Annotated in this window: 18 protein-coding genes; 11 read left to right on the top strand and 7 right to left on the bottom strand. The window is 68.1% G+C overall.

What is annotated here, in order from left to right; all coding sequences use genetic code 11:
* Window positions 1–69: 69 nt before the first annotated feature.
* Window positions 70–1,047 (top strand): MBL fold metallo-hydrolase, encoded by a 978-nt coding sequence (locus tag DX03_RS03190; protein ID WP_038686271.1) that lies wholly within the window; start codon window positions 70–72, stop codon window positions 1,045–1,047.
* Between the two features lie 1,016 nt (window positions 1,048–2,063).
* Here DX03_RS03190 and yihA read toward each other — a convergent pair.
* Window positions 2,064–2,687 (bottom strand): ribosome biogenesis GTP-binding protein YihA/YsxC, encoded by a 624-nt coding sequence (gene yihA / locus DX03_RS03185; protein ID WP_038686269.1) that lies wholly within the window; start codon window positions 2,685–2,687, stop codon window positions 2,064–2,066.
* 153 nt (window positions 2,688–2,840) lie between these two features.
* Between yihA and DX03_RS03180 the strand changes: the two genes are divergently transcribed.
* The 7 genes from DX03_RS03180 to betA all read left to right on the top strand — a co-directional run bounded on the left by DX03_RS03180 (window position 2,841) and on the right by betA (window position 11,513).
* Window positions 2,841–3,635 (top strand): c-type cytochrome, encoded by a 795-nt coding sequence (locus DX03_RS03180; protein WP_038686267.1) that lies wholly within the window; start codon window positions 2,841–2,843, stop codon window positions 3,633–3,635.
* 105 nt (window positions 3,636–3,740) lie between these two features.
* Window positions 3,741–4,385, top strand: a complete 645-nt coding sequence (locus tag DX03_RS03175; protein WP_038686266.1) for a thiol:disulfide interchange protein DsbA/DsbL — start codon at window positions 3,741–3,743, stop codon at window positions 4,383–4,385.
* A 124-nt stretch (window positions 4,386–4,509) separates the two neighbouring features.
* Window positions 4,510–5,337 (top strand): thiol:disulfide interchange protein DsbA/DsbL, encoded by an 828-nt coding sequence (locus tag DX03_RS03170; RefSeq protein WP_038686265.1) that lies wholly within the window; start codon window positions 4,510–4,512, stop codon window positions 5,335–5,337.
* A gap of 53 nt (window positions 5,338–5,390) precedes the next feature.
* Entirely contained in the window at window positions 5,391–6,128 is a 738-nt protein-coding gene (locus DX03_RS03165) for an endonuclease/exonuclease/phosphatase family protein (protein WP_181406277.1), read from the top strand.
* Between the two features lie 202 nt (window positions 6,129–6,330).
* The gene (betT, locus tag DX03_RS03160) at window positions 6,331–8,310 is read left to right on the top strand and encodes a choline BCCT transporter BetT (RefSeq protein ID WP_038686262.1); all 1,980 of its coding nucleotides are present in this window, start codon (window positions 6,331–6,333) and stop codon (window positions 8,308–8,310) included.
* Between the two features lie 34 nt (window positions 8,311–8,344).
* Window positions 8,345–9,817 carry a betaine-aldehyde dehydrogenase gene (betB, locus tag DX03_RS03155; protein ID WP_038686260.1) on the top strand — a complete coding sequence of 491 codons (1,473 nt, stop codon included), beginning with the start codon at window positions 8,345–8,347 and terminating at the stop codon, window positions 9,815–9,817.
* A 25-nt stretch (window positions 9,818–9,842) separates the two neighbouring features.
* Entirely contained in the window at window positions 9,843–11,513 is a 1,671-nt protein-coding gene (betA, locus tag DX03_RS03150; RefSeq protein ID WP_038686257.1) for a choline dehydrogenase, read from the top strand.
* A 122-nt stretch (window positions 11,514–11,635) separates the two neighbouring features.
* On the opposite strand, the gene DX03_RS03145 is transcribed toward betA, so the two are convergent.
* Window positions 11,636–12,508, bottom strand: a complete 873-nt coding sequence (locus DX03_RS03145; RefSeq protein WP_038686255.1) for an EamA family transporter — start codon at window positions 12,506–12,508, stop codon at window positions 11,636–11,638.
* A gap of 73 nt (window positions 12,509–12,581) precedes the next feature.
* Here DX03_RS03145 and DX03_RS03140 point away from each other — a divergent pair, with 73 nt between their 5' ends.
* The gene (locus tag DX03_RS03140; RefSeq protein WP_038686253.1) at window positions 12,582–13,052 is read left to right on the top strand and encodes an Lrp/AsnC family transcriptional regulator; all 471 of its coding nucleotides are present in this window, start codon (window positions 12,582–12,584) and stop codon (window positions 13,050–13,052) included.
* Window positions 13,053–13,096: 44 nt separating this feature from the next.
* Here DX03_RS03140 and DX03_RS03135 read toward each other — a convergent pair whose 3' ends face one another.
* On the bottom strand, window positions 13,097–13,585 hold the full coding sequence (locus DX03_RS03135) for a hypothetical protein (RefSeq protein WP_038686252.1): 489 nt from the start codon (window positions 13,583–13,585) through the stop codon (window positions 13,097–13,099).
* Between the two features lie 60 nt (window positions 13,586–13,645).
* A complete protein-coding gene (locus DX03_RS03130; RefSeq protein WP_038686251.1) occupies window positions 13,646–14,125 on the bottom strand; it encodes a VOC family protein in 480 nt (159 codons plus the stop codon).
* A 325-nt stretch (window positions 14,126–14,450) separates the two neighbouring features.
* On the opposite strand from DX03_RS03130, the gene fhuE reads away from it, so the two are divergent.
* Window positions 14,451–16,628 carry a ferric-rhodotorulic acid/ferric-coprogen receptor FhuE gene (gene fhuE, locus DX03_RS03125; protein WP_038686250.1) on the top strand — a complete coding sequence of 726 codons (2,178 nt, stop codon included), beginning with the start codon at window positions 14,451–14,453 and terminating at the stop codon, window positions 16,626–16,628.
* A gap of 225 nt (window positions 16,629–16,853) precedes the next feature.
* Here the strand turns inward: fhuE and DX03_RS03120 are convergent, their stop codons facing one another.
* The 3 genes from DX03_RS03120 to DX03_RS03110 all read right to left on the bottom strand — a co-directional run bounded on the left by DX03_RS03120 (window position 16,854) and on the right by DX03_RS03110 (window position 21,225).
* Window positions 16,854–17,480 carry a LysE family translocator gene (locus DX03_RS03120; protein WP_038686248.1) on the bottom strand — a complete coding sequence of 209 codons (627 nt, stop codon included), beginning with the start codon at window positions 17,478–17,480 and terminating at the stop codon, window positions 16,854–16,856.
* Window positions 17,481–17,726: 246 nt separating this feature from the next.
* The gene (locus DX03_RS03115) at window positions 17,727–20,600 is read right to left on the bottom strand and encodes a TonB-dependent receptor plug domain-containing protein (RefSeq protein ID WP_038686246.1); all 2,874 of its coding nucleotides are present in this window, start codon (window positions 20,598–20,600) and stop codon (window positions 17,727–17,729) included.
* 217 nt (window positions 20,601–20,817) lie between these two features.
* A complete protein-coding gene (locus tag DX03_RS03110) occupies window positions 20,818–21,225 on the bottom strand; it encodes an ExbD/TolR family protein (protein WP_038686245.1) in 408 nt (135 codons plus the stop codon).
* Window positions 21,226–21,357: 132 nt separating this feature from the next.
* Here DX03_RS03110 and DX03_RS03105 point away from each other — a divergent pair, with 132 nt between their 5' ends.
* Complete coding sequence (locus tag DX03_RS03105) at window positions 21,358–23,349, top strand: transglycosylase SLT domain-containing protein (protein WP_038686242.1); 1,992 nt, start codon at window positions 21,358–21,360, stop codon at window positions 23,347–23,349.
* Window positions 23,350–23,502: the final 153 nt, after the last annotated feature.

Raw genomic sequence — 23,502 nt, 5'->3', positions numbered from 1 at the left:
GGTACGCGGCATCGCCCGCGTGCAGCATGGGGGCACCGCGGCACCGCCGCCTTGTGTAGAGCCTCTGCCATGTCCCTTCCCCGCATCCGCTTACGTGCTGCTGCCCTGTTGCTGGCCGTCGCCACCGGCCCGGCGCTGGCCACCACCGCGCACACGCCCTCGGCGCAGGTGCCCGGCGTCTACCACCAGCAGATCGGCACGCTGCAGGTCACCGCACTGTTCGACGGCACCGTGGCACTGGGCCGACAGGAACTGACCGGGATCGATGCCGGCGCGGTGACCCGCCTGCTGGACCACCGTTACGTGCCCGAAGACGGCAAGGGCCTGCAGACCGCGGTCAACGCCTATCTGGTTCAGCGGGGCAATCACCTGACGCTGGTGGATACCGGCACGGCCGCCTGCTTCGGGCCCGGCCTGGGCCAGGTCCTGGGCAACCTGCGCGCGGCCGGTTACGACCCGGCCGAGGTGGACGACGTGCTGCTCACCCATGCCCACCCGGACCACCTGTGCGGGCTGCTGGATGCGCAGGACACGATGGCCTACCCCAATGCCACGGTGTGGTTGTCGGCCGCCGACGCGGCCTATTGGCTGGACCCGGCCAGCGAAGCCACCGCACCGCAGGGCGTGCGCTTTGCCTTTGCGCTGGCGCGCAAGGCGGTGGCCCCCTATGAGGCGGCGGGCAAACTGCGCCGTTTCAGCCCCGGGCAAACCTTGCCGGTTGGGGTGGCGGCGCTGGACAGCCACGGGCATACGCCGGGCCATGTGTCCTGGAAGCTGGACGCCGGCAAGGGCCAGGCGGTGCTGGTGTGGGGCGACATCGTGCATTTCCACGCGGTGCAGTTCGCCCAGCCCCAGGCGGCCTACGAGGCCGACAGCGACCGCACGGCCGCCGTCGCCAGCCGTCGCGCGATGATGGCGCAGGCGGCGGACGGGGGCTGGTGGGTGGCCGGTGCGCACCTGCCGTTCCCGGGGTTGGGCCACGTGCGGCGCGAGGGTGAGGCGTTTGCGTGGGTGCCGGGCGAGTTCGCGCCGTTGCCGGGGCGCTGACCCGGGGATGCGGGCTGCGCGGCGTTCGTTGGTGGGCGCGCGGCTGACCGGCGTTCGTTGGTGGGCCCGCAAGCTGACCGGGTAGTGCCGGCCGCTGGCCGGTTCCTCTTTCGGCCGGCTCCTCTTTCGGCCGGATGTATCGGGAGCCGGCCAGCGGCCGGCACTACCGGGATGCGCGACCCGTTATCGGGAGCCGGCCAGCGGCCGGCACTACCGGGATGCGCGCCCCGTTACCGGGGGGCGCGGCCCACGGTTACGGGGCCGCGCGCGGTAGTACGGGGATGCGGGCTGCGCGGCATTCGTGAGCGGGCGCGCGGCTGACCGGCGTTCGTTGGCGGGCCGCAAGCTGACCGGGTAGTGCCGGCCGCTGGCCGGCTCCTCTTTCGGCCGGATGTATCGGGAGCCGGCCAGCGGCCGGCACTACCGGGATGCGCACACCGTTACCGGGATGCGCACACCGTTACCGGGATGCGCACACCGTTACCGGGATGCGCGCACCGTTACCGGGTCCGGCCCACGGTTACGGGGCCGCGCACGGTAGTACGGGGATGCGGGCTGCGCGGCATTCGTGGGTGGGCGCGCGGCTGACCGGCGTTCGTTGGCGGGCCCGCGAGCTGACCGGGTAGTGCCGGCCGCTGGCCGGCTCCTCTTTCGGCCGGATGTATCGGGAGCCGGCCAGCGGCCGGCACTACCGGGATGCGCACACCGTTACCGGGATGCGCACACCGTTACCGGGATGCGCACACCGTTACCGGGATGCGCGCACCGTTACCGGGTCCGGCCCACGGTTACGGGCCGCGCACGGTAGTACGGGGATGCGGGCTGCGCGGCATTCGTGGGTGGGCGCGCGGCTGACCGGCGTTCGTTGGCGGGCCCGCGAGCTGACCGGGTAGTGCCGGCCGCTGGCCGGCTCCTCTTTCGGCCGGATGTATCGGGAGCCGGCCAGCGGCCGGCACTACCGGGATGCGCGACCCGTTACCGGGGTGCGGCCCACGGTTACGGGGCCGCGCGCGGTGTTACGCGGTTTCGGGGGCCGGCTTGTTCAGACCCAGCCAGCCGCCGATGATGCCGCGGGCTTCGTCCACGCCCTGGCGGGCGGGACCGGAGAAGGTCTGCACGCTGACGGTGTCGCCGAACGAGGACTGCAGTTCCTTGCGCACCTTCTGCAGGGCAATGCCCTGCTGGCCACGGCCCAGCTTGTCGGCCTTGGTCAGCAGCGCGTGCGCGGGCAGGCCGCGCTGCACCGCATAGGCCAGCATCTGGCGGTCGTAGTCCTTCAGCGGGTGACGGATGTCCATCACCACCACCAGGCCACGCAGCGCCTCGCGGGTACGGAAGTACTGGTCGATGAAGGCCTGCCAGTGGGCCTGCAGGTCCAGCGGCACCTTGGCGTACCCGTACCCGGGCAGGTCGACCAGCTTGGCCTCCGGGGTGACTTCGAAGAACACCAGCTGCTGGGTGCGGCCGGGGGTCTTGGAGACCCGGGCCAGGCTGTTCTGGCGGGTCAGGGCGTTGAGGGCGCTGGATTTGCCGGCGTTGGAGCGCCCGGCAAAGGCAACTTCGGCCCCGACATCCTCCGGCAATTGCCGGGTGTTGTGGGCCGAAAGCAGGTAATGGGCACGTTCGAGGAGCAATGACATGGGCATAGGATCGCATGTCCGGGCCAGATCCGCGCTGCCGCGGCCGGTTTTGCTGCACCCTGCGTTGACCGTGGCGTGAAAGCGCATGGATAATCGGGCGATCCCCGCGGGTGCACCCTGTACCTGCCAGGCCGGTCCACACGGAGCTTCCGCATGCGCCACGCTCGCGTTCTTGCCGTTTCCGCTGTTGCTGTATCGCTGCTGGCCGCTGTTGCGGTCGCCCAGACCTCGATCACGCCCTTGCCTGACAACGGGCCGATCAAGACCGCGTCGCTGGAGGTCGATTTCAGCAAGACCACCTGGGGGGATGCCAAGGCCGGCCAGACCAAGGCAGCCGCCTGCGCGGCCTGCCACTCGGCCGACGGCAACTCCACCGTGGAGATGTATCCGAGCATCGCCGGGCAGAGCGAACGCTATACCGCCCAGCAGATGGCGTTGATCGCCAACGGCCAGCGCACCTCCGGGGCCTCGGCGGCGATGGTGCCGTTCGTGCAGGACCTCACCCCGCAGGACATGCGCGACATCGGTGCGTATTTCGCAACGCAGAAGGCCAGCGCCGGGCTTGCCGACGATGGCCTGGTGGGCGAAGGTCCGTACGCCGGCAAGAAGTTCTACGAGATCGGGCAGCAGCTGTATCGCGGGGGTGATGCCGAACGCGGCATCCCGGCGTGCATGGCCTGCCACGGTCCCACCGGTGCCGGCAACCCGGGCCCGGCCTACCCGCATATCGGCGGGCAGCATGCGGCCTACGTGGCGCGCCGGCTGCAGGAGTACCAGGCCGGCACCACCCAGGAAACCGACAAGGCACACTTCCAGATCATGGCCACCATTGCAAAGCAGCTGACCGAGCAGGAGATCCAGGCCCTGGGCAGCTACCTGCAGGGCCTGCACAACCGGGCCGACGATGTGGCCTCGGCCACGCCCGCGCAACCGGCGAAGGCCCCGTAAAGACCGCTCGGCGGCACAATGGCCGCCCCGCCCCCGTGGCGGGTTATGTTCACCGCCACGCCGGCACTGGGCCGGCGTTGTTTTTTCCGATGGAGATGGATGTAGATGACGTTGATGCCCCGCCTGATGTTGTTGCTGCTGGCCCTGAGCCCCCTGTCCACGCTGGCGGCCGCGCCGGTCGCCCTGGTCGAAGGCACCGACTACGAACTGATCGAACAGCCCGGCCCGTATGCGCCGCTGGCCGGCAAGATCGAAGTGGTGGAAATGTTCGGCTACACCTGCCCGCATTGCGCGCGCTTCGAGCCGCAGCTGGAAGCCTGGGCCGCCAAGCTGCCCAAGGATGTGCGCTTCACCCCCGTGCCGGCCGCGTTCGGCGGTGTCTGGGATTCGTTCGCACGCGCCTACTTCAGCGCCGACCAGCTGGGCGTGGCCAAGCGCAGCCATCGGGCCATGTTCGAGGCGCTGCATGAGAAGAACAGCCTGCCCATGCAGAACGTCTCGCCGGACGAACTGGCCGTGTTCTACAAAGACTACGGTGTGGCACCAGAGCGCTTTCTGGCCACCATCAAGGGCGATGCGGTCGAGCAGAAGCTGAAGGCCGCCCGCGCCTTCGCCCAGCGCACCAAGGTGCCGGGCACCCCGGCACTGGTCGTCAATGGCCGTTACCTGGTCAAGGGCGACTCGTTCGAAGCGCTGCTGCGCAACGCCGATGCCCTCATCGCCAAGGCCCGCAGCGAACGCACGCGCTGAGTGCAGGCTCGCTGAACCGTCACACACCGTCCACGCCGGACGCGCGTTGGCGCATGCCATCATTCCCCTCTGGCCGGCACCCCGGGTGCCGGCCCCACCATGTTCATCCGCTGGAGATGCCTAGATGAAGACCCGTTTCGCGATTTCGCTGCTGGCCCTGCTGCCGATTCTGGCGGCCTGCAAGGCCCAGGACGGCACCGCCAACACCACCGCTCCGACCGAACCGGCCACCCCGAGCAGCACCCCGGCCGCCGAACCGGCAGTGCCCGCCACCGAGGCACCGGCTGCCAGCGGTGACACCGCCGCCGCCGAAACCGCCGCTGCCGCCGCGACCACCCCGGCCCCGGCCGCGGCGTCCTCGCGCCCGACCGGCCCGGAGCCGGTGGCAGGCACCGATTACGTGCTGATTGAAAACGGCCAGCCGTTCCAGCCGGCCGCCGGCAAGATCGAAGTGGCGGAGATCTTCGGTTACGTGTGCCCGGCCTGCGCCGCGTTCCAGCCGCTGATCGGGCCGTGGAAGGCCGGCCTGCCGAGCGACGTCAACTTCGTCTACGTGCCGGCCATGTTCGGTGGCACCTGGGACAACTACGCGCGTGCTTTCTATGCGGCACAGAGCATGGGCCTGCAGGAAAAGACCCATGAAGCGCTGTATTCGGCCATCCACGCCGAGCAGACCCTGAAGGGCGAGCGCGGCCGTGATTCGGTCGAAGACATCGCCGCCTTCTACGCCAAGCACGGTGCCGACGCCAAGCAGTTCGCCAGCACCATGAGCAGCTTCGCGGTGAATGCCAAGACCAACGCCGCCAAGCAGTTCGCCCAGCGCAGCCAGATCACCGGCACGCCGTCGGTGATCGTCAACGGCAAGTACCTGGTCAAGGGCAAGAGCTTCCCCGACATGCTGCGCATCGCCGATCACCTGATCGCCCGCGAACGCGCCGCCAAGGGCAACTGATTCCTACCGAGCCTGCAACCGTCGTGAATTCCCCCACCACGCGGACCCTGCGCCTGCTGACGGCCAACATCCAGGCCGGTAGCAGCACCCGCCGCTACAGCGACTATGTGACCCGCAGCTGGTCGCATGCGCTGCCGGCGGGGCGCAAGCGCACCAGCCTGGACGCCATTGCCCAGCTGGCGCGCGGTCATGACATCGTTGGCCTGCAGGAGGCCGATCCGGGCAGCCTGCGCTCGGGCTTCACCAACCAGACCCACTACCTGGCCGAGCGCGCCGGCTTCAATTACTGGAGCCACCAGCCCAACCGCCGCATGGGCGGGGTGGCGTCCAGCGCCAACGGCCTGCTGAGCAAACTGGAACCGGTGGAAGTACAGGACCACGCCCTGCCCGGCCGCATCGGCGGGCGCGGCGTGCTGCTGGCCAAGTTCGGCGAAGGCAGCGAAGGCCTGGCGGTTGCCGTGGCGCACCTGTCGCTGGGGACCAACTCGCGGATGTCGCAGTTGGCCTTCATCGCCGACCTGCTCACCGACCATCCCAACGCGGTGCTGATGGGCGATTTCAACTGCCTGGCCGACCGTCCGGAAATGCAGGCGCTGTACCAGAAGACCAACCTGCAACCGCCGGGTTGCGCGGTGCCGACGTTCCCGAGCTGGCGCCCGGACCGGGCCATCGACCACATCCTGCTCAGCACCGGCCTGCAGCAACGCAGCGCCGAAGCAGTCCCGGCCGCCTTTTCGGACCACCTGGCGCTGGCCATGGAAATCGACGTCCCCAGCCACGCACTGCGCTGACACGTCCCCGTAGAGCGGGGCTCTGCCCCGCTGCACCAGAATTCGTAGAGCGGGGCTCTGCCCCGCTGCATTTCGCATGCACCCCGTCAGCCGGGCAGAGCCCGGCTCTACGGGCTTGGCGGTCGCGTAAACAGCCCGTCCACAGCCGCTATGCGCTAATGCTCCGGGTCTGCCGTGTTCGGCACCGAGAGTATTGCTCCCCATGAGCGCTGTGGAGTCGCCTCCCTACGAGGTACGCACGCTTCGACCGGTCTTCCTGCTTGCCGCCACGATCGTGGCGGCATTTGCCATTCTGGTCGCCGTGTTTCCCATCCAGTCCGGCAGCCTGCTGCTGGACGCGCAGACCTGGGCGTCGCGCAATGTCGGCTGGTACTACCTGCTGGCGATGACCGTGTACCTGGTCTTCGTGGTCGGCGTGGCCTTGTCCGGCTACGGCAACGTCAAGCTGGGCGCGGACCACGACGAACCGGAGTTCAGCTATCTGTCCTGGGCCGGCATGCTGTTTGCCGCCGGCATCAGCATCACGCTGTTCTTCTTCTGCGTGTCCGAGCCCCTCACCCATTACCTGTTGCCCCCGCAGGGCGGCGTGGGCGAAGGCGAAGCCAGCGCGCGCCAGGCGATGCAGCTGCTGTTCCTGCACTGGGGCCTGCACGGCTGGGGCGTATTCGCGTTGGCCGCCATGGCGCTGGCCTACTTCGCCTACCGCCACAACCTGCCGTTGGCGCTGCGCTCGGCGCTGTACCCGCTGATCGGCAAGCGCATCAACGGGCCGATCGGCTACACCGTGGACGCGCTGGGCATCGTGGCCACCGTGTTCGGGCTGGGCGCGGACATGGGCTTTGGCGTGCTGCACCTCAACGCCGGCCTCAACACCCTGTTCCCGGTGCCGCATGCGGCCTGGGTGCAGGTGGGGCTGATCGTGCTGATGATGGGCGCGGCGATCACCGTGGCCGTCTCCGGCGTGGAAAAAGGCGTGCGCTGGATGTCCAACATCAACATGCTGCTGGCGATCGGCCTGCTGCTGTTCATGCTGTTCGCCGGCCCCACCCAGTACCTGCTCAACGCGCTCATGCAGAACATGGGCGACTACCTGGGCAACGTGGTCGGCAAGAGTTTCGACGTGTATGCCTACGGCGGGCGCCCGGACTGGCTGGGCAACTGGACGGTGTTCTACTGGGCCTGGTGGATCGGCTGGGCGCCCTTCGTGGGGCTGTTCATCGCGCGCATCTCGCGCGGCCGCACCATCCGCGAATTCGTGCTCGGCGTGCTGCTGATCCCGCTGGGCTTCACCTTGGCGTGGCTGTCGATCTTCGGCAACAGCGCGCTGGACCAGATCCTGCACCACGACCAGGTGCACCTGGCGCAGATGGCGGTGGATAACCCGCCCACCGTGCTGTACGCGCTGCTGGAAAGCTACCCGTGGAGCCGCGCGGTCATCGCGGTCACGGTGATCGTCAGCTTCGTGTTCTTCGTCACCTCGGCCGACTCGGGCACGGTGGTGCTGTCCACGCTGTCCTCGCATGGCGGCGCACCGGAAGACGACGGCCCGCGCTGGCTGCGCGTGTTCTGGGGCGTGATGACCGGGCTGGTCACCGCCGGGTTGCTGCTGGCCGGCAGCATGGACGCGCTCAAGTCGGCGGTGGTGCTGGCCTCGTTGCCGTTCTCGGTGGTGTTGCTGCTCATGATCTGGGGACTCACCCGCGCCCTGGGCGAGGAATCGCAGCGCAAGAAGGCCTCGCAGTACTCGCCGATTCCGCTGATCGGGCAGTCACGGCACCAGCGTGGCTGGCGCCAGCGCATCACCCAGGCCGTGCATTTCCCGGTGCGCGACGAGGTGTACCGGTTCATGGACACCGACGTGAAGCCGGCGATCGAAGCGGTGGCCGCACAACTGGGCGAACAGGGCCTGGACGTGCAGACCAAATTCGAACCCGGCCAGATGGAACTGACCGTGGACCATGGCGAGCAGCAGGTGTTCACCTACCAGGTGATCATGCGCGGCTACCTCACCCCGTCGTTCGCCGCGCAGCGCTTCCGCAACCTGCGCTACTACCGCGCCGAAGTGCACCTCTATGAAGGTGGACAGGACTACGAGCTGTTCGGCTACAGCCGGCAGCAGATCATCAACGACATCATCGACCAGTACGAGCGCCACCTGCAGTTCCTGCATCTGACCCGTTGAACCGCTGGTCTCCCGCTGCAAAGGAGTCATCGACATGCCTACATTCCCCGACCAACAGCTCTACATCGGCGGCCGCTACGTTCCCTCGCAGGGCGGACGCACCTTCGAGGTGATCAACCCGGCCACCGGCGCGGTGCTGGCCAAGGTGCACAGCGCCAACAGCGACGACCTGGATGCGGCCGTGGAAAGCGCACAGGCCGGCCAGAAGGTGTGGGCCGCGCTGACCACGGTGGAGCGCTCGCGCATCCTGCTGCGCGCCGTTGCCCTGCTTCGCGAGCGCAACGACGCGTTGGCCGAGCTGGAAACGCTCAACACCGGCAAGCCGCTCAGCGAAACGCGCAGCGTGGACATCGTCACCGGCGCCGACGTGCTGGAGTACTACGCCGGGGTGATGCACGGACTGGAAGGCAGCCAGGTGCCGCTGCGCGAAGGCAGCTTCTTCTACACCCGGCAGGAGCCGCTGGGCGTGGTCGGCGCCATCGGCGCATGGAACTACCCGATCCAGATCGCGCTGTGGAAGGCCGCCCCGGCGCTGGCCGCCGGCAACGCGATGATCTTCAAGCCCAGCGAAGTGACGCCACTGACCGCGCTGAAGCTGGCCGAGATCTTCACCGAAGCCGGCCTGCCCGATGGCGTGTTCAACGTACTGCCCGGCGATGGTGCCGGCGTGGGAACGGCGCTGACCGAGCACCCCGGCATCGAGAAGATCTCCTTCACCGGTGGCACCAGCACCGGGCGCAAGGTGATGGCCAGCGCCTCCAGCTCCACCCTCAAAGAAGTAACCATGGAGCTGGGCGGCAAGTCGCCGCTGATCATCTGCGCCGACGCCGACATCGAGCTGGCCGCCGACGTGGCGATGATGGCCAACTACTACAGCGCCGGCCAGGTCTGCACCAATGGCACCCGGGTGTTCGTGCCGCAGGCGCTGCTCACCGACTTCGAGCAGGCGCTGAGCGAGCGCATCGCACGCATCCGCATTGGCGATCCGTTGAACGAGGACACCAACTTCGGCCCGCTGGTCAGCGCCGCGCACATGCAGCGCGTGCTGGACCACATTGCCAGCGGCAAGACCGAGGGCGCGCGCCTGGTCTGCGGTGGCGAGCGGCTCACCGACGGTGCGTTCGGCAAGGGCTGTTATGTGGCCCCCACGCTGTTCAGCGACTGCCGCGATGACATGCGCATCGTGCGCGAGGAGATCTTCGGGCCGGTCCTGAGCCTGCTGGCCTACCAGACCGAAGAAGAAGCCGTGCGCCGCGCCAACGCCACCGAGTACGGCCTGGCTGCGGGCGTGGTCAGCAGTGACCTGAGCCGCGCGCACCGCCTGATCCACCAGCTGGAGGCCGGCATCTGCTGGGTGAACTGCTGGGGCGAATCGCCGGCGCAGATGCCGGTGGGCGGCTACAAGCAGTCCGGCGTGGGCCGCGAGAACGGCCTGGCCACGCTGCGCGCCTACACCCGCACCAAGTCCATCCAGATCGAACTGGACCGCTACGCGTCGGTGTTCTGAACCGGCCTGACAGGAGAACACCGCGATGAAGCGCGAATACGACTACATCATCATCGGCGCCGGCTCGGCCGGCAACACGCTTGCGGCGCGCCTCACCGAGGACGACGGCGTGAGCGTGCTGCTGCTGGAAGCCGGCGGCCCGGACTACCGGCTGGATTTCCGTACCCAGATGCCGGCCGCGCTCGCCTACCCGCTGCAGGGCCGCCGCTACAACTGGGCCTATGAAACCGAGCCGGAGCCGCACATGGACAACCGGCGCATGGAGTGCGGGCGTGGCAAGGGCCTGGGCGGCTCGTCGCTGATCAACGGCATGTGCTACATCCGCGGCAACGCGCTGGACTTCGACAACTGGGCCCGCTTCGACGGCCTGGACGACTGGAGCTACCTCGACGTGCTGCCGTATTTCCGCAAGGCCGAAACGCGCGACATCGGCCCCAACGATTACCACGGCGGCGAGGGCCCGGTCAGCGTGGCCACCCCGAAGAACGGCAACAACGTGCTGTTCCACGCCATGGTGGAGGCCGGCGTGCAGGCCGGCTACCCGCGCACCGACGACCTCAACGGCTACCAGCAGGAAGGCTTCGGTCCGATGGACCGCACGGTGACCCCGCGCGGGCGTCGCTCCAGCACCGCACGTGGTTACCTGGACATGGCCAAGGACCGCGCCGGGCTGGAGATCGTGGTGCATGCCACCACCGACCGCATCCTGTTCGCCGGCAAGCGCGCGGTGGGCGTGCGCTACCTGGCCGGCAACAGCGCCGAGCCGATCGATGCCACCGCGCGCCGCGAAGTACTGCTGTGCGCCGGTGCCATCGCCTCGCCGCAGATCCTGCAGCGCTCCGGCGTGGGCGCGCCGGCGCTGCTGGCCGCGCTTGGCGTGCCGCTGGTGCACGACCTGCCCGGCGTGGGCGAGAACCTGCAGGACCACCTGGAGGTGTACATGCAGTACGCCTGCAAGAAGCCGGTGTCGCTGTACCCGGCGCTGCAGTGGTGGAACCAGCCGGCCATCGGCGCGGAGTGGCTGTTCGCCGGCACCGGCATCGGCGCCAGCAACCAGTTCGAGGCCGGCGGGTTCATCCGCACCCGCGACGAATTCGAATGGCCCAACATCCAGTACCACTTCCTGCCGGTGGCGATCAATTACAACGGCACCAATGCGGTCAAGGAGCATGGGTTCCAGGCGCATGTGGGCTCGATGCGCACGCCCAGCCGCGGCCGCGTGCATGCCAAATCGCTGGACCCGCGTGAGCATCCGTCGATCCTGTTCAACTACCAGTCCACCGACCAGGACTGGCAGGAATTCCGCGACGCCATCCGGATCACCCGCGAGATCATCGCCCAGCCCGCGCTGGACGAATACCGGGGCCGCGAGATCAGCCCGAGTGCGGACTGCAAGACCGATGCGGAGCTGGATGCGTTCGTGCGGGCGCGGGCCGAGACCGCCTACCACCCGTCGTGTTCCTGCGCGATGGGCACCGATGCGATGAGCGTGGTGGACGGCCAGGGCCGCGTGCACGGCATGGAAAGCCTGCGCGTGGTGGACGCCTCGATCATGCCGCGCATCATCACCGGCAACCTCAACGCCACCACCATCATGATCGCCGAGAAGATCGCCGACCGCATCCGCGGCCGCGCCCCGCTGCCCCGCAGCACGGCGGACTACTACGTCGCCGGGGACGCGCCGGTAAGGCGCTGAAACCGCGGCGAAAACGGCAGGCGCCCACCGTTGGTGGGCGCGCGCCAAGGTAGTGTCGGCCGCTGGCCGGCTCCCGATACCGTTGGATCCTGAGCAGCCGGCCAGCGGCCGGCACTACCGGGTCATGTGACCGGTACGGCCGGCGCCACCCGCCGTGCGGTCACCGTGCTTCCCACCGACGCCACTACCGTGCAGCCAATGGCCGCCCACTGCAGCGGAGTAAGGTGCTCGGCCAGCAGCCCCATCGCCAGCAACGCGGCCACCGCCGGTTCCATGCTGATCAGGATGCCGAACGTCTCCTTCGGCAGCCGCTTCAGCGCCATCATCTCCAGCGACATCGGAATCGCGCTGGAGACGATCGCCACGCCCAGCCCGAACAGCAGGATCTTCGGGTCCAGCAAGGCCATGCCGGCGTGCGCGATGCCCACCGGCACCACTACCAGCGCCGCCGCGCACAACCCCAGCGATACCGTGTGCCCGGCGTGCAGATGCCCTGCCCGCTTGCCAAAGATGATGTACATCGCCCAACAGGCCGCCGCGCCCAGCGCGAACATCACCCCCACCGGATCCAGCGGCGCGCCATGGCCCAGCGGCAACAACAGCAGCAGCCCGACCACCGCGCAGCCCACCCAGACAAAATCGATCGGCCGGCGCGAGGACCACATCGCCACCGCCAGCGGCCCGCAGAACTCGATGGCCACCGCGATGCCGAATGGAATCGTGCGCAGCGCCATGTAGAACAGCAGGTTCATCACCCCCAGCGTGATCCCGTAGCGCAGGATCGCCCCGGCGTCGGCGCGCGTGGTGGTCCAGCGCCACGGCCGGAACACCGCCAGCAGCACCAGCGCCGAGAACCCTACGCGCAACGCGCTGGTGCCCTGCGCGCCGATCAGCGGGAACAACTGCTTGGCAAACGAGGTGCCCACGGACAGGGCGGTGACCGAGCCGAGCACGGCCAGGACGGGAATGAGCGAAGCATGGCGGGAGGTCGACATCCGGCCAGCATATTGCGTAGCGGCCGAAGGAGATGCTCAATTGCAGGGGCCTTCCTGCATGTTTCACTCACCCATGACCGCCGCGTACGCCCCCGACGAATTCGACCGCGCCATCCTGGCCATCCTGCAGCGCGACAACACCACCGCCCAGCGTGAGATCGCCGAGACCGTGCACCTGTCCGCGCCCGCCGTGCAGCGCCGGATCAAGCGCCTGCAGGAAGCCGGCTTCATCCGCGCCAACGTCGCCGTGCTCGACCAGAACCGGCTGGGCCGCCCGCTGACCATCATGGTCGAGGTGCGCGTGAGCAGCGAACAGCCGCATCGCGTGGCCCCGTTCCGCCGCCGCGTGCAGGACGACCCGGCCGTGCAGCAGTGCTATGCGATCACCGGCGACGCCGACTTCCTGCTGATCCTCACCGCCGCGTCCATGGAAGAGTACGAGGCCATCAGCGAACGCCTGTTTGGCAACGACGACAACATCGAGCGCTACCGCACGGCGGTGGCGCTGAGTACGTTGAAGCGGGGGCTGGACGTGCCGCTGTAGGACGGCCGGCGCGCCCGCGAGGGATGCACCGGCCACCCGCGCCCTCAAGGCACGCGCGTGAAGTGGATCGTCATCAGGATCGGCTTGCCGTCCTTGCTGAAGAACGCCTTGGACTCGGTCATCTGGTTGCCATCGCCGGCCACGGTATAGATGCGCGTGGAGGCCGGCGTGCCGTGGTCCACCAACTGCATCACCAGTACATTCGGCGCGGGCATGCTGAGCGAGGCCACGTCGGCGCCGTAGTTGCCCACGATCGGGCCGGGCGTGCCATCCAGCGGCAGGGTGCTGTCGGCGGTCATCTTTCCGCCTTTCGGATCGACGATCTCGGCGCGGGTGGTCCAGCGACCCGCGCCGGCATCCTTGAACTCCAGCAGCACACTCTTGGGCCGGTCGGCCGCCGGCATCGGCAGCGTGGCGACATCGATCGCCCAGCGTCCGGCCAGGGGGGAAGCGGCTGGCGTGGCGGCAAACAGCATCAGCGGAGCGGCCTGCAGTACGGCCGTGGTCAGGCAGACGGCGAACATCCTCTTCATGGAAGCTCCTTCCTGGGTGAGTGCACGACGTGAACCGTGCACGGGACAACGGTGGCGAGATCAGCCCCGGACGGCTGCTTCAATCGCCGCCACGTCGATCTTGCGCATGGTCATCATCGCCTCGAACGCGCGTCTGGCCACTGCCGGATCCTTGCTGGTGACCGCCTCGGTCAACACGCGCGGGCTGATCTGCCAGGACAGGCCCCATTTGTCGCGGCACCAGCCGCAGGCGCTTTCCTGGCCGCCGTTGCCGACGATGGCATTCCACAGCCGGTCGGTCTCGGCCTGGTCGTCGGTGGCGATCTGGAAGGAAAACGCCTCGCTGTGCTTGAACGCCGGCCCGCCATTGAGACCGATGCACGGGATGCCGGCCACGGTGAAGTCCACGGTCAGCACGTCCCCCTGCTTGCCGGACGGGAAGTCACTGGGCGCGTGGTGCACGGCGTTGACCGCACTGTCAGGGAAGGTCTGGGCGTAGAACGTGGCCGCGTCCAGCGCGGTGCCGTCGTACCAGAGGCAGATCGTGTTCCTGGCCACCATGGCGGTCTCCTGCAGCGATCGAGTGGGGCCAGCCTACGACCGACGGTGTTAAGCCGCTGCTCAGCAGGCCCAGATCCAAGCAGCGCAAGGCGTCGGGGGGTGTCCGGATGCGGCCCGATGGACCAGCCTGAATTGCTGATACGACTGATTCGCATTAACATGGCGTTATCCCGTCCGCGCCAGGGAGGCGCCGCGGCGATCAGTGCCTGCGCCCGCGCCTTGTCCTGCAAGGCCTCCGCCAGCCGCGTACTGACCCCCACCCACTGCAGCGCGCCCGGCCACCGAGGATGTCGGCCATGTGCGTGCTGCCGCCCTGGAACCGCCGATGACCCGTTCTTCCGTTGTGCTGCCCCGCCTGTTGCCACAGGCCCGCCTGACCCAGGCCCTGCTCGCTGCGTTGTGCGCGCTGGCCGCCGCCCCTGCGTTCGCGCAGGACGCCCCTGCCGATGCCACCACCCTGGACAAGGTGGTGGTCAAGGGTGAGCGTGCCGAAGGCTACTCCGTGCGCAAGACCTCGGCCGGCACGCGTTTCGACCTGGCCCCACGCGAGATCCCGCAGTCGCTGAGCATCATCAGCCACCAGCGCATCGAGGACCAGAACCTCGATGACATCATCGACGTGCTGGCCAACACCACCGGCGTCAGCAGCACCCAGTCCGATACCGAACGCACCGAGTTCTACGCGCGTGGCTTCTACATCGACAGCTACCAGTTCGATGGCCTGCCTACCCAGATGGTGCAGAACTGGAGCTACGGCGATTCCGGCCTGGACCTGGCCCTGTATGACCGCGTGGAAGTGGTGCGTGGCGCCACCGGCCTGCTCAGCGGCGCGGGCAATCCCTCCGCCTCGGTCAACCTGATCCGCAAGCACGCCGACAGCGCCGAGCTGACGGGCACCGTGTCGGTCAACGTGGGCAGCTGGGGCCGCACCCGCAGCACCGTGGACGTGACTACCCCGCTGAATGCCAGCGGCTCGGTGCGCGCGCGCGTGATCGGCAGCTACCTGGACACCGACGCACAGATGGACCGCTACAACCAGCACAAGACGCTGGGCTATGCGGTGATCGATGCTGACCTGACCCCGGACACGCAGTTGAGCGTGGGCTACGACTACCAGCAGAAGCGGGCCAACGGCGCCACCTGGGGCGGCTTCCCGATGCTGTACTCCGACGGCACCTCGACCGGCTACGACGCATCGTTCAACGCCAGCCCGAGCTGGACCTACTGGGACACCACCAGCAAGCGCCTGTTCGCCACGTTGGAACATGCGTTCGCCAATGACTGGAAGGTCAGGATTGGAGCCTCGCACGACAAGACCAACGCCGATGACAAGCTGTTCTATCCAGCCTACAACGACTGGGTGACCGGTGCTTCCAACCTGGACAAGGATACTGGCGCAGGCGTGGTGGGCTCGGCAGGCTTCTACAATACCGAGCGCAAGGTCGATGCCGTGGACGGCTACGTGGAAGGTCCGTTCCAGCTGTTCGGGCGGGAGCATCAGTTCATGGCCGGGCTGAGCTACAACAAGCGCGATTTCGCCAACTACGGTGACTATCAGGGCACAGCGGACAATCCTGGTTGGCAGCCACTGGACAGCTACCTTGGATGGACGGGCAACTTCCCGGAGCCGAACTGGAACCCACTGACGCTCGCGAGCAAAGGCACCATCACCCAGAAGGCCGGCTACGCCGCCACCCGCCTGTCGCTGGCTGACCCGCTGAAGCTGATCATCGGCGCGCGCTACACCGACTGGAAGAGCGAAGGCGAAGACGCCGACCGCTCGCACAAGGTGACCACGCCGTATGCCGGCCTGGTGTTTGACATCAATGACACCTACTCCACCTATGCGTCCTACACCGAGATCTTCCAGCCGCAGATGCTGAAGAACCGCACCGGCAGCTACCTGGACCCGGTGGACGGCAAGAGCTACGAAGTGGGCGTCAAGGGTGCATGGTTCGACGACCGCTTGAATGCCTCGCTTGCCGTGTTCCGTATCGAGCAGGACAACGTGGGCCAGTCCACCGGCGAACCGGTGGTGGGCGGAACGGGCGGCGAAACCGCCTACATCGCCGCGCGCGGCACGGTCAGCCGTGGCGTCGAGTTTGAAGTGAACGGCGAACTGGCCCCGGGCTGGAATGCCACCTTCGGTGCCTCGCGCTACGTGGCCAAGGACATCAACGACGCGGACATCAACACCAACCTGCCGCAGACGACGATCAAGCTGTTCACCAGCTACACCCCGCAGTCGCTGACGGCGCTGACCGTGGGCGGCGGTGCCAACTGGCAGAACCGCATCTACTACCCGGTGCCCGCGTACGGACGCATCGAGCAGGACGGTTATGCACTGGTCAGCGCCTTCGTGCGCTACCGCATCTCGCCCGAGTTCAGCGTGCAGGCCAACCTCAACAACCTGCTGGACAAGAAGTACTTCTCGCAGATCAACGGCTACGGTGCCTACGGCGACGGCCGCAACGGCTCGATCACCTTCAACTGGTCGTTCTGACCGGTCATTGACCACAAGGTGACACCACAGAACGCCGGGCATTGCCCGGCGTTCTGCGTTCTGCACGACGCGCGATGGATGCGCAGCCACGCATGGCGTGGCTCTACCGGCCGCGGCGCGATGCGTCGCGCGGCCACGCCTGGCCGGGCGCCGGTAGTGCCGGCCGCTGGCCGGCAACCTCATGAACGATGACGGTCTTGCCTGGTTGCCGGCCAGCGGCCGGCACTACGGTCGGGCGCGCAGCAGCGCCAGCCCGAAGCCGATGAAGATGGTGCCCACCACGCGATCGAACACCTTGCGCAGGCCCGGGCGCGCCAGATAACTGGCCAGGCCGCGCCCACCGGCGGCGTACACCGCGTACCAGAACATTTCCATCAGCGCGAAGGTGCCTACCAGCACCACGAACTGCGGCAGCTGCGGCTGGCCGAGGTCGACGAACTGCGGCAGGAACGCCGACGCGAACAACAGCAGCTTGGGGTTGCTGATGCCGATGATGAAGCCATCGCGGAACAGGATGCGCCGCGAGCTGGGCGCGATCGTTGCCGCGCTGCCCACGTCCAGTGGCGCGTCGCCGCCCCGCCAGGCCTTGATGCCCAGGTAGACCAGGTAGGCCACGCCCGCATAGCGCAGCACGTCGAACACCATCGGTGAGGCTTTCAGCACCGCACCCAGCCCGGCCGCGGAGATCGACAGGGCCAGCACCAGCGCCGTGAGGCAGCCGGCCATGGCCGCCACGCTGCGACGGAAGCCGACCCGCACGCTGCGGGTCATCACGTGCAGCATGTTGGGCCCCGGGGTGCCGCACAGGACGAACACGGTGACGGCGAAGATCCACCAGGTATGCAGGTTCATGGCAACAACGTTCTGAAGGGAGTAGAGCCGGGCTGTGCCCGGCTGTACATGATGCCTGACGCGGCCGCCGCCGTAGAGCCGGGCTCTGCCCGGCTGCGATCGGCCACGCGATCGACAGCGACAGCCGGGCAGAGCCCGGCTCTACGTGGCTGCGATCGGCATGGACAGCCGGGCAGAACCCGGCGCTACGCGGTGCCACCGGCCACGGCCCGGGTGGCGGACCGTGGCCGGTGGGTCAGCGCCGGATCAGAACCGCAGGTCCGCGCGCAGGTACCAGTAGCGGCCACGCGGGATGTCATAGGTGGACGCGTCGTAGCCGTTGAGCGAGCACGACAGGCAGATCGGCGGATCCTTGTCGAACACGTTGTTCAAGCCGGCGCTGAGCTGCAGGCCCTTCATCCAGTCCACCTTGTAGCCCACCTGCAGGTCATGGAAGGTGGTGGCATCCAGCGTATTGGTGCCCTCCTGCTGGTTGCTGCACACCGGGAACGCCACCGCGTCGCCGCAGTCCTCGGTCAGCTCGGAGATGTGCCGCACGGTCCAGGACGCGCTCCAGTTGGCCAGGGCCCAGCTCAGCGTCGCGTTGCTGGTCCACTCCGGGATCGAACTGTCGGCCACTTCCACGCCCGGCTTCTGCGGCTGCCGCTGGCCCGCCGCGCCCAGCGCTTCATAGCGCCCCACGAAGGTGTTCTGCCAGCCCAGCTTGAACTGGCCGATGTCGCTCTGCGGGAACGTCCAGAACAGGTCCACGTCCCAGCCGTCGGTCTTGATCGAGCCCAGGTTCGTGAGCCGGTTGTTGAAGCTGCTCACCGCACCGGTGGAGGCGCGGCTGATGCCCTCGCAGTAGACCGGGTCCAGGGTGTCCACGCACAGGTCCAGCTGGGTCTGCGCGTTGATGGCCTGGATGGCGCCTTCGATGGTGTGACGGTAGAAGGTCACTTCCACGTCGAAGCGCTCCGACCACGCCGCATCGTTGCCGAACCACGGGCTCCACACGAACCCGGCGCTGAAGCTGCGCGAGCGCTCCGGATCCAGTTCGGCGTTGCCGCCGGTGGTGACCGAGATCTGCGAGTTGGCCTGCTGGAAGCCGCTGGGTACGCCGAGCGCGGCGCAGTTGGCCGGGTTGCCGCGCGGCGCGGTACCGCCCAGGCCGATCGAGCACGGGTCGAACAGCTGCAGGTCGGCACGCGCCGCCGAGCCATACAGCTCACCGATGGACGGTGCGCGGAAGCCTTCGGCGTAGCTGGTACGCAGCACGAAGTCGTTGGTCACCTGCCAGCGCAGGCCGTACTTGGGGGTGAACTCGCCGCCGAAGGTGGAGTAGTCCGAGTAGCGCCCGGCCAGGCTCAGGTCGAGCTTCTCGCCGATCGCGCTCTTGGCGAAGATCGGCACGCTCAGCTCCAGGTACGCTTCATTGACGTCGTAGGAACCGGAGGTGGGCAGCGACGGCACGCCGTTGTAATGACCGATCACGGTGAGCGGATCGGGATCGTAGCGGCCTTCGTACTTGCGGTACTCGTAGCCGGTGGCGAACGACACCGGGCCGGCCGGCAGGTTGAACAGGTCACTGCTCAGGTTGGCGGTGAACAGGCTCAACTCGTTCTGGCTGCGGTCGCGCACCACCGGCTGGATCCAGTCCAGCATCGCCGGGGTGATCGACCCCGCGCCCCCGAAGATGTTCAGCGGCACGCAGCCGGGCGTGGCCGCGCAAACGGCCGGGTCGCCCAGGGCCATGTTCACCTTGAAGATGTCATAGCTGCCGTAGTTGGTCTGTTCGGCCTTGTTCTTGCTGTACATGCCGTTGACGTCCCAGAACCAGCTGCGGCTGCCGGCCTCGAACTGGCCGACCAGGCCGGTGGCGAAGTACTGGGTGTTGACCTCCTGCTCGAAGATGCGCGCGCCGCCTTCCACCGGGCGCCGGCCGATCAGGCTCATGTTGCCCGAGGACACCAGGTCGAACCCGAACGGGTTGTACGGGTTGAGCGCGGACACCACGATGTTGTCGGCCAGCGGGTTGCCGGTGGCGCCATCGGGGCCGAAGAACAGCGGCTCCGGGCCGGCCTGGTTGGTCGATTCGCGGCGGTTGCCCAGCGCCTTGATGTACCACTGGACGTTGTCGGTGATGTCGAAACGGAACTGGCCGAAGATGCCCTTACGTTCCGACGGCGTCAGCACCATGTTGTATTCGGCGAAGTTGAAGCGGTCGGCCGAGGTGAAGCAGTGGTAGTCGTCGGTACGGCTGCAACCGGCGCTGCCGTCGTAGCGCGGGTTGCTCACCCCGGTGTTGGGCACGATGTCCTGCTCGGCCCCGGTGTTGGGGTCGACGAAGGCGAAGCGGCCCTGCGGAATGCCACCGCTGCCGAAGGCCAGCCCGGTGCCGGGGATCGGGAAGCGCGACTGCTCGCGGTCCCGCGCATACACCGGGTCCTGCTTGGTCCAGCTGGCGCCCAGGAACAGGGTGTAGCGGTCGCCGCTGGTGCCCCAGGCCAGGTCCACGCCCTTCTGGGTGCCGTCGCCCTTGCTGTATTCGCCGTAGTTCAGCGTGACCTGGCCACCGTCGAATTCGCGCCGGGTAATGATGTTGACCACGCCGGCGATGGCGTCGGAGCCGTACAGCGACGACGCGCCATCTTCGAGCACTTCGATGCGCTCGACGATCGCCAGCGGAATGGTATTGAGATCGGTGGCCGCGCCCACGCCGGAGGCCGAGGATTCGTTGACCCAGCGGATGCCGTCCACCAGCACCAGCACGCGCTTGGCCCCCAGGTGGCGCAGATCGACCTGGGCCGAACCGGCGCCCACGCCGCTGCCGTCAGGCGGGAAGCCGAAGTTGCCGGAGGAGTTGAATTTGGCGTTCAGCGCCGACCCGGACCCGGTCAGCTGCTGCAGCACTTCGCCAATGGAATTCATGCCGGTGCGTTCGATCTCGGCGCGGGTGAGGGTCTGGATCGGGACCTGGCCTTCTACTTCGGCGCGCTTGATGCGGCTGCCGGTCACCTCGACGCGGTCCAGCTCGGTGGTCGTACGGGGCGTTTCCTGCGCGCCGGCCAGCGCGGGCACTGCCAACAACAGACACAGCGATACGGCGACCGCCAAGGGGCGGTAGTGCAGGTCGTTCATTCGCTCTCTCCACAAAGGAATGTTGGGCTGGGCTGCCGCACTCCCCCTGCATGGCGGCAACGTCTCCTTTGTAAACAAACGGTAAAACGCCGGTCGTGACGGAAGGCACCTTTTCACGTCGCTACGACAAATCCGAACAGGCAACATGTAGGCGCCGCAACGCAAAACGCCCCTGAAGGCAGGGGCGTTGTTTGGTGCGCTGCAGTGCGTACCCGCGCTACTGCACGAAGGCGATGCGCTTCAGGTGCGCGTTGTTGGCGGCCGCCAGCACCTTGGCCATCACCGCATACTCGGCGTCGGGGTCGGTGGCGATGCGCAGCTCCGGCAGGTTGCCGGCGTGCGACTGGGCCTGGCCCTGCATGCGTGCCTGCAGGGAGGCGACCGGCACCACCTGCCCGTTCCAGGTGACCTGGTTGGACGCATCCACGCGCAGCTCGATCGGCGGCGGTGGCTCGGTGGGCGGCACCACGGTGGTGGTGCGTTGCGGCAGGTTGACCGGGATGGGCAAGGACACCATCGGGGCGGTCACGATGAAGATGATCAACAACACCAGCATCACATCGACCAACGGGGTGACGTTGATGTCGGCCAGTGGTCCAGACGTCGCGGCTGCGCGGAATGCCATGCTCTGTCTCTCCCGGGAGCGGGCTGCCCCATGGCCGACACTACGCCCGGCGCGGCGGGTCTTCACGGCGTTGTGCGGCGCTCGTTCATGATCGAGTCGGCTTGCCCTCACCGCCCTTCACCGCGCGCCGTTATGCTTTCGGCCATGACTCGACTTCCCCTGTATTTCCTCAGCGCCTCCGTCCTGCTGGCCTGCACCGGGGTCAGCCCGGTGGCCGATGCGCAGAACCTGGATGCGCAGCGCGCGCAGCTCAAGGCAGCCATCGACAACGCCGAGCGCGGCCAGTACGACCCGGCCCAGGCCGCAGCGCTGGCCAGGCACCCACTGTACGGCTGGCTGGAATACGCCAACCTGCGCCGGAACATCGACACCGTCAGTGCCACGCAGGCGCAGGACTTTCTCAAGCGTTACAACGGCCAGGCCGTGGCCAGCAGTTTCCGCAGCGTCTGGCTGCCGGCCCTGGCACGCCGCCAGGACTGGCCCACGCTGCTGGCCAACTGGGTGCCTACCGACAACGTCGGGTTGCGCTGTGCCCAGCTCAATGCACGCCAGGCCACCGGCAAGGCCGACGCACAGTGGACCAGCGAGGCCCAGGCGATCTGGCGTAGCACCGGCAAGTCGCTGCCCGATGCGTGCGACGCGGTGTTCGCCGTGCTCGATGCCAAGGGCGGCCTGAGCGCCGACCTGCGCTGGGCCCGTATCGATGCGGCCGCCGACGAACAGCAGCCGGCGGTGATGCGCAGCGCAGCGCGCGGCCTGCCCGCCGCCGACCTGGCCCTGGCCAACACCTATGCCGCCTTCGTCGACAAACCCAATGCCAGCGCGTTGAACTGGCCGCGCAATGAGCGCAGCCGGCGCATCGCCACCGACGGCTTGGCCAAGCTGGCCAAGGCCGACCCGGCCGCCACCGAGCAGCAGCTGCCGCAGTACGCCAACGCGCTGCAGCTGAGCGCGGCCCAGCAGGCGCAGGTGCTGTACCAGGTGGCGCTGTGGACGGTGGCCTCGTACGGCCCCGAATCGGCGCGCCGTCTCAACGCGGTGCCCGATTCGGCCTACGACGAGCGCCTGCACGAATGGCGCGCGCGCGAGGCGATGTCGCGCGGCGACTGGCCGCAGGCGCTGGCCGCGATCCGCAAGATGGGCCCGACCCAGCGCAGCGACTCGCGCTGGCGCTACTTCGAGGCCCGCATGCTGGAGAAAACCGGCAAGCGCAGCGAGGCCCAGCCGCTGTACCGCGAGGCGGCACGTGCGGCCACCTTCCATGGCTTCCTCGCCGCCGACCAGCTCGGCCAGTCCACCTACACGCTGTGCCCGTGGGAACCCAACGACAGTGCGCAGGCGCAGGCCGCCGTTGCCCGCGACCCGGCCATCGTGCGGGCCATGGAGCTGTTCAAAATCGAACGCGCCGGCTGGGCCGTGGCGGAGTGGAACGACGCCCTGAGCCGCTACGACACCATCCAGCGCCGCATCGCGGTGGAAGTGGCGCGCGACAACGGCTGGTTCGACCGTGCGGTGTTCTCGCTTGGCAAGACCCCGGACGAGCAGCGCCTGTATTCGCTGCGCTTCCCGCTGCACCACGACGACGCCATCCGCCGCGAATCGGCCCGCAACGCGATCGACCCGGCCTGGGTGGCCGCCGAGATCCGCGCCGAGAGCATCTTCAACCCGAAGGCACGCTCGCCGGCCAATGCCATGGGCCTGATGCAGGTGCTACCGGCCACCGGTGCCAGCGTGGCCAAGTCGATCGGCCTGACCAACTACGGCGGCGCCGCCAGCCTGTACGACCCGGACACCAACATCGCCCTGGGCACGGCCTACCTGCGCCAGCTGATGAACAAGTACGAGGGCCTGCCCTACATCACCATCGCCGCCTACAACGCCGGCCCCACGCCAACCGCGCGCTGGCAGACCCAGCGCCCGGGCTTCGACCCGGACATCTGGATCGAAACCATCAGCTACAAGGAAACTCGCGAGTACGTGGCCCGCATCCTGGCCTTCAGCGTGATCTACGACTGGCGCTTGAACGGCAATGCCCTGCCGGTGACCGACCGCATGAACGGCCGCCTGCAGGCCAAGCGCAAGAACTTCGCGTGCGCCGCCAACGCAGACAAGGGCGGCGACTGACCGGCCCGGTAGGCCGGCCGCTGGCGGGCTCGGCGGACCGCCCGAACACCCCGGTAATGCCGGCCGCTGGCCGGCTCTGCGGACCGCCCGAACACCCCGGCACGGCCGGCCGCTGGCCGGCTCCCCGCACCGCCCGAACACCCCGGTAATGCC

Source organism: Stenotrophomonas rhizophila (assembly GCF_000661955.1).
Classification (GTDB): Bacteria; Pseudomonadota; Gammaproteobacteria; order Xanthomonadales; family Xanthomonadaceae; genus Stenotrophomonas; species Stenotrophomonas rhizophila.
The sequence above is the reverse complement of the archived record's forward strand: the minus strand, read 5'-3'. Positions and strand labels throughout refer to the sequence as shown.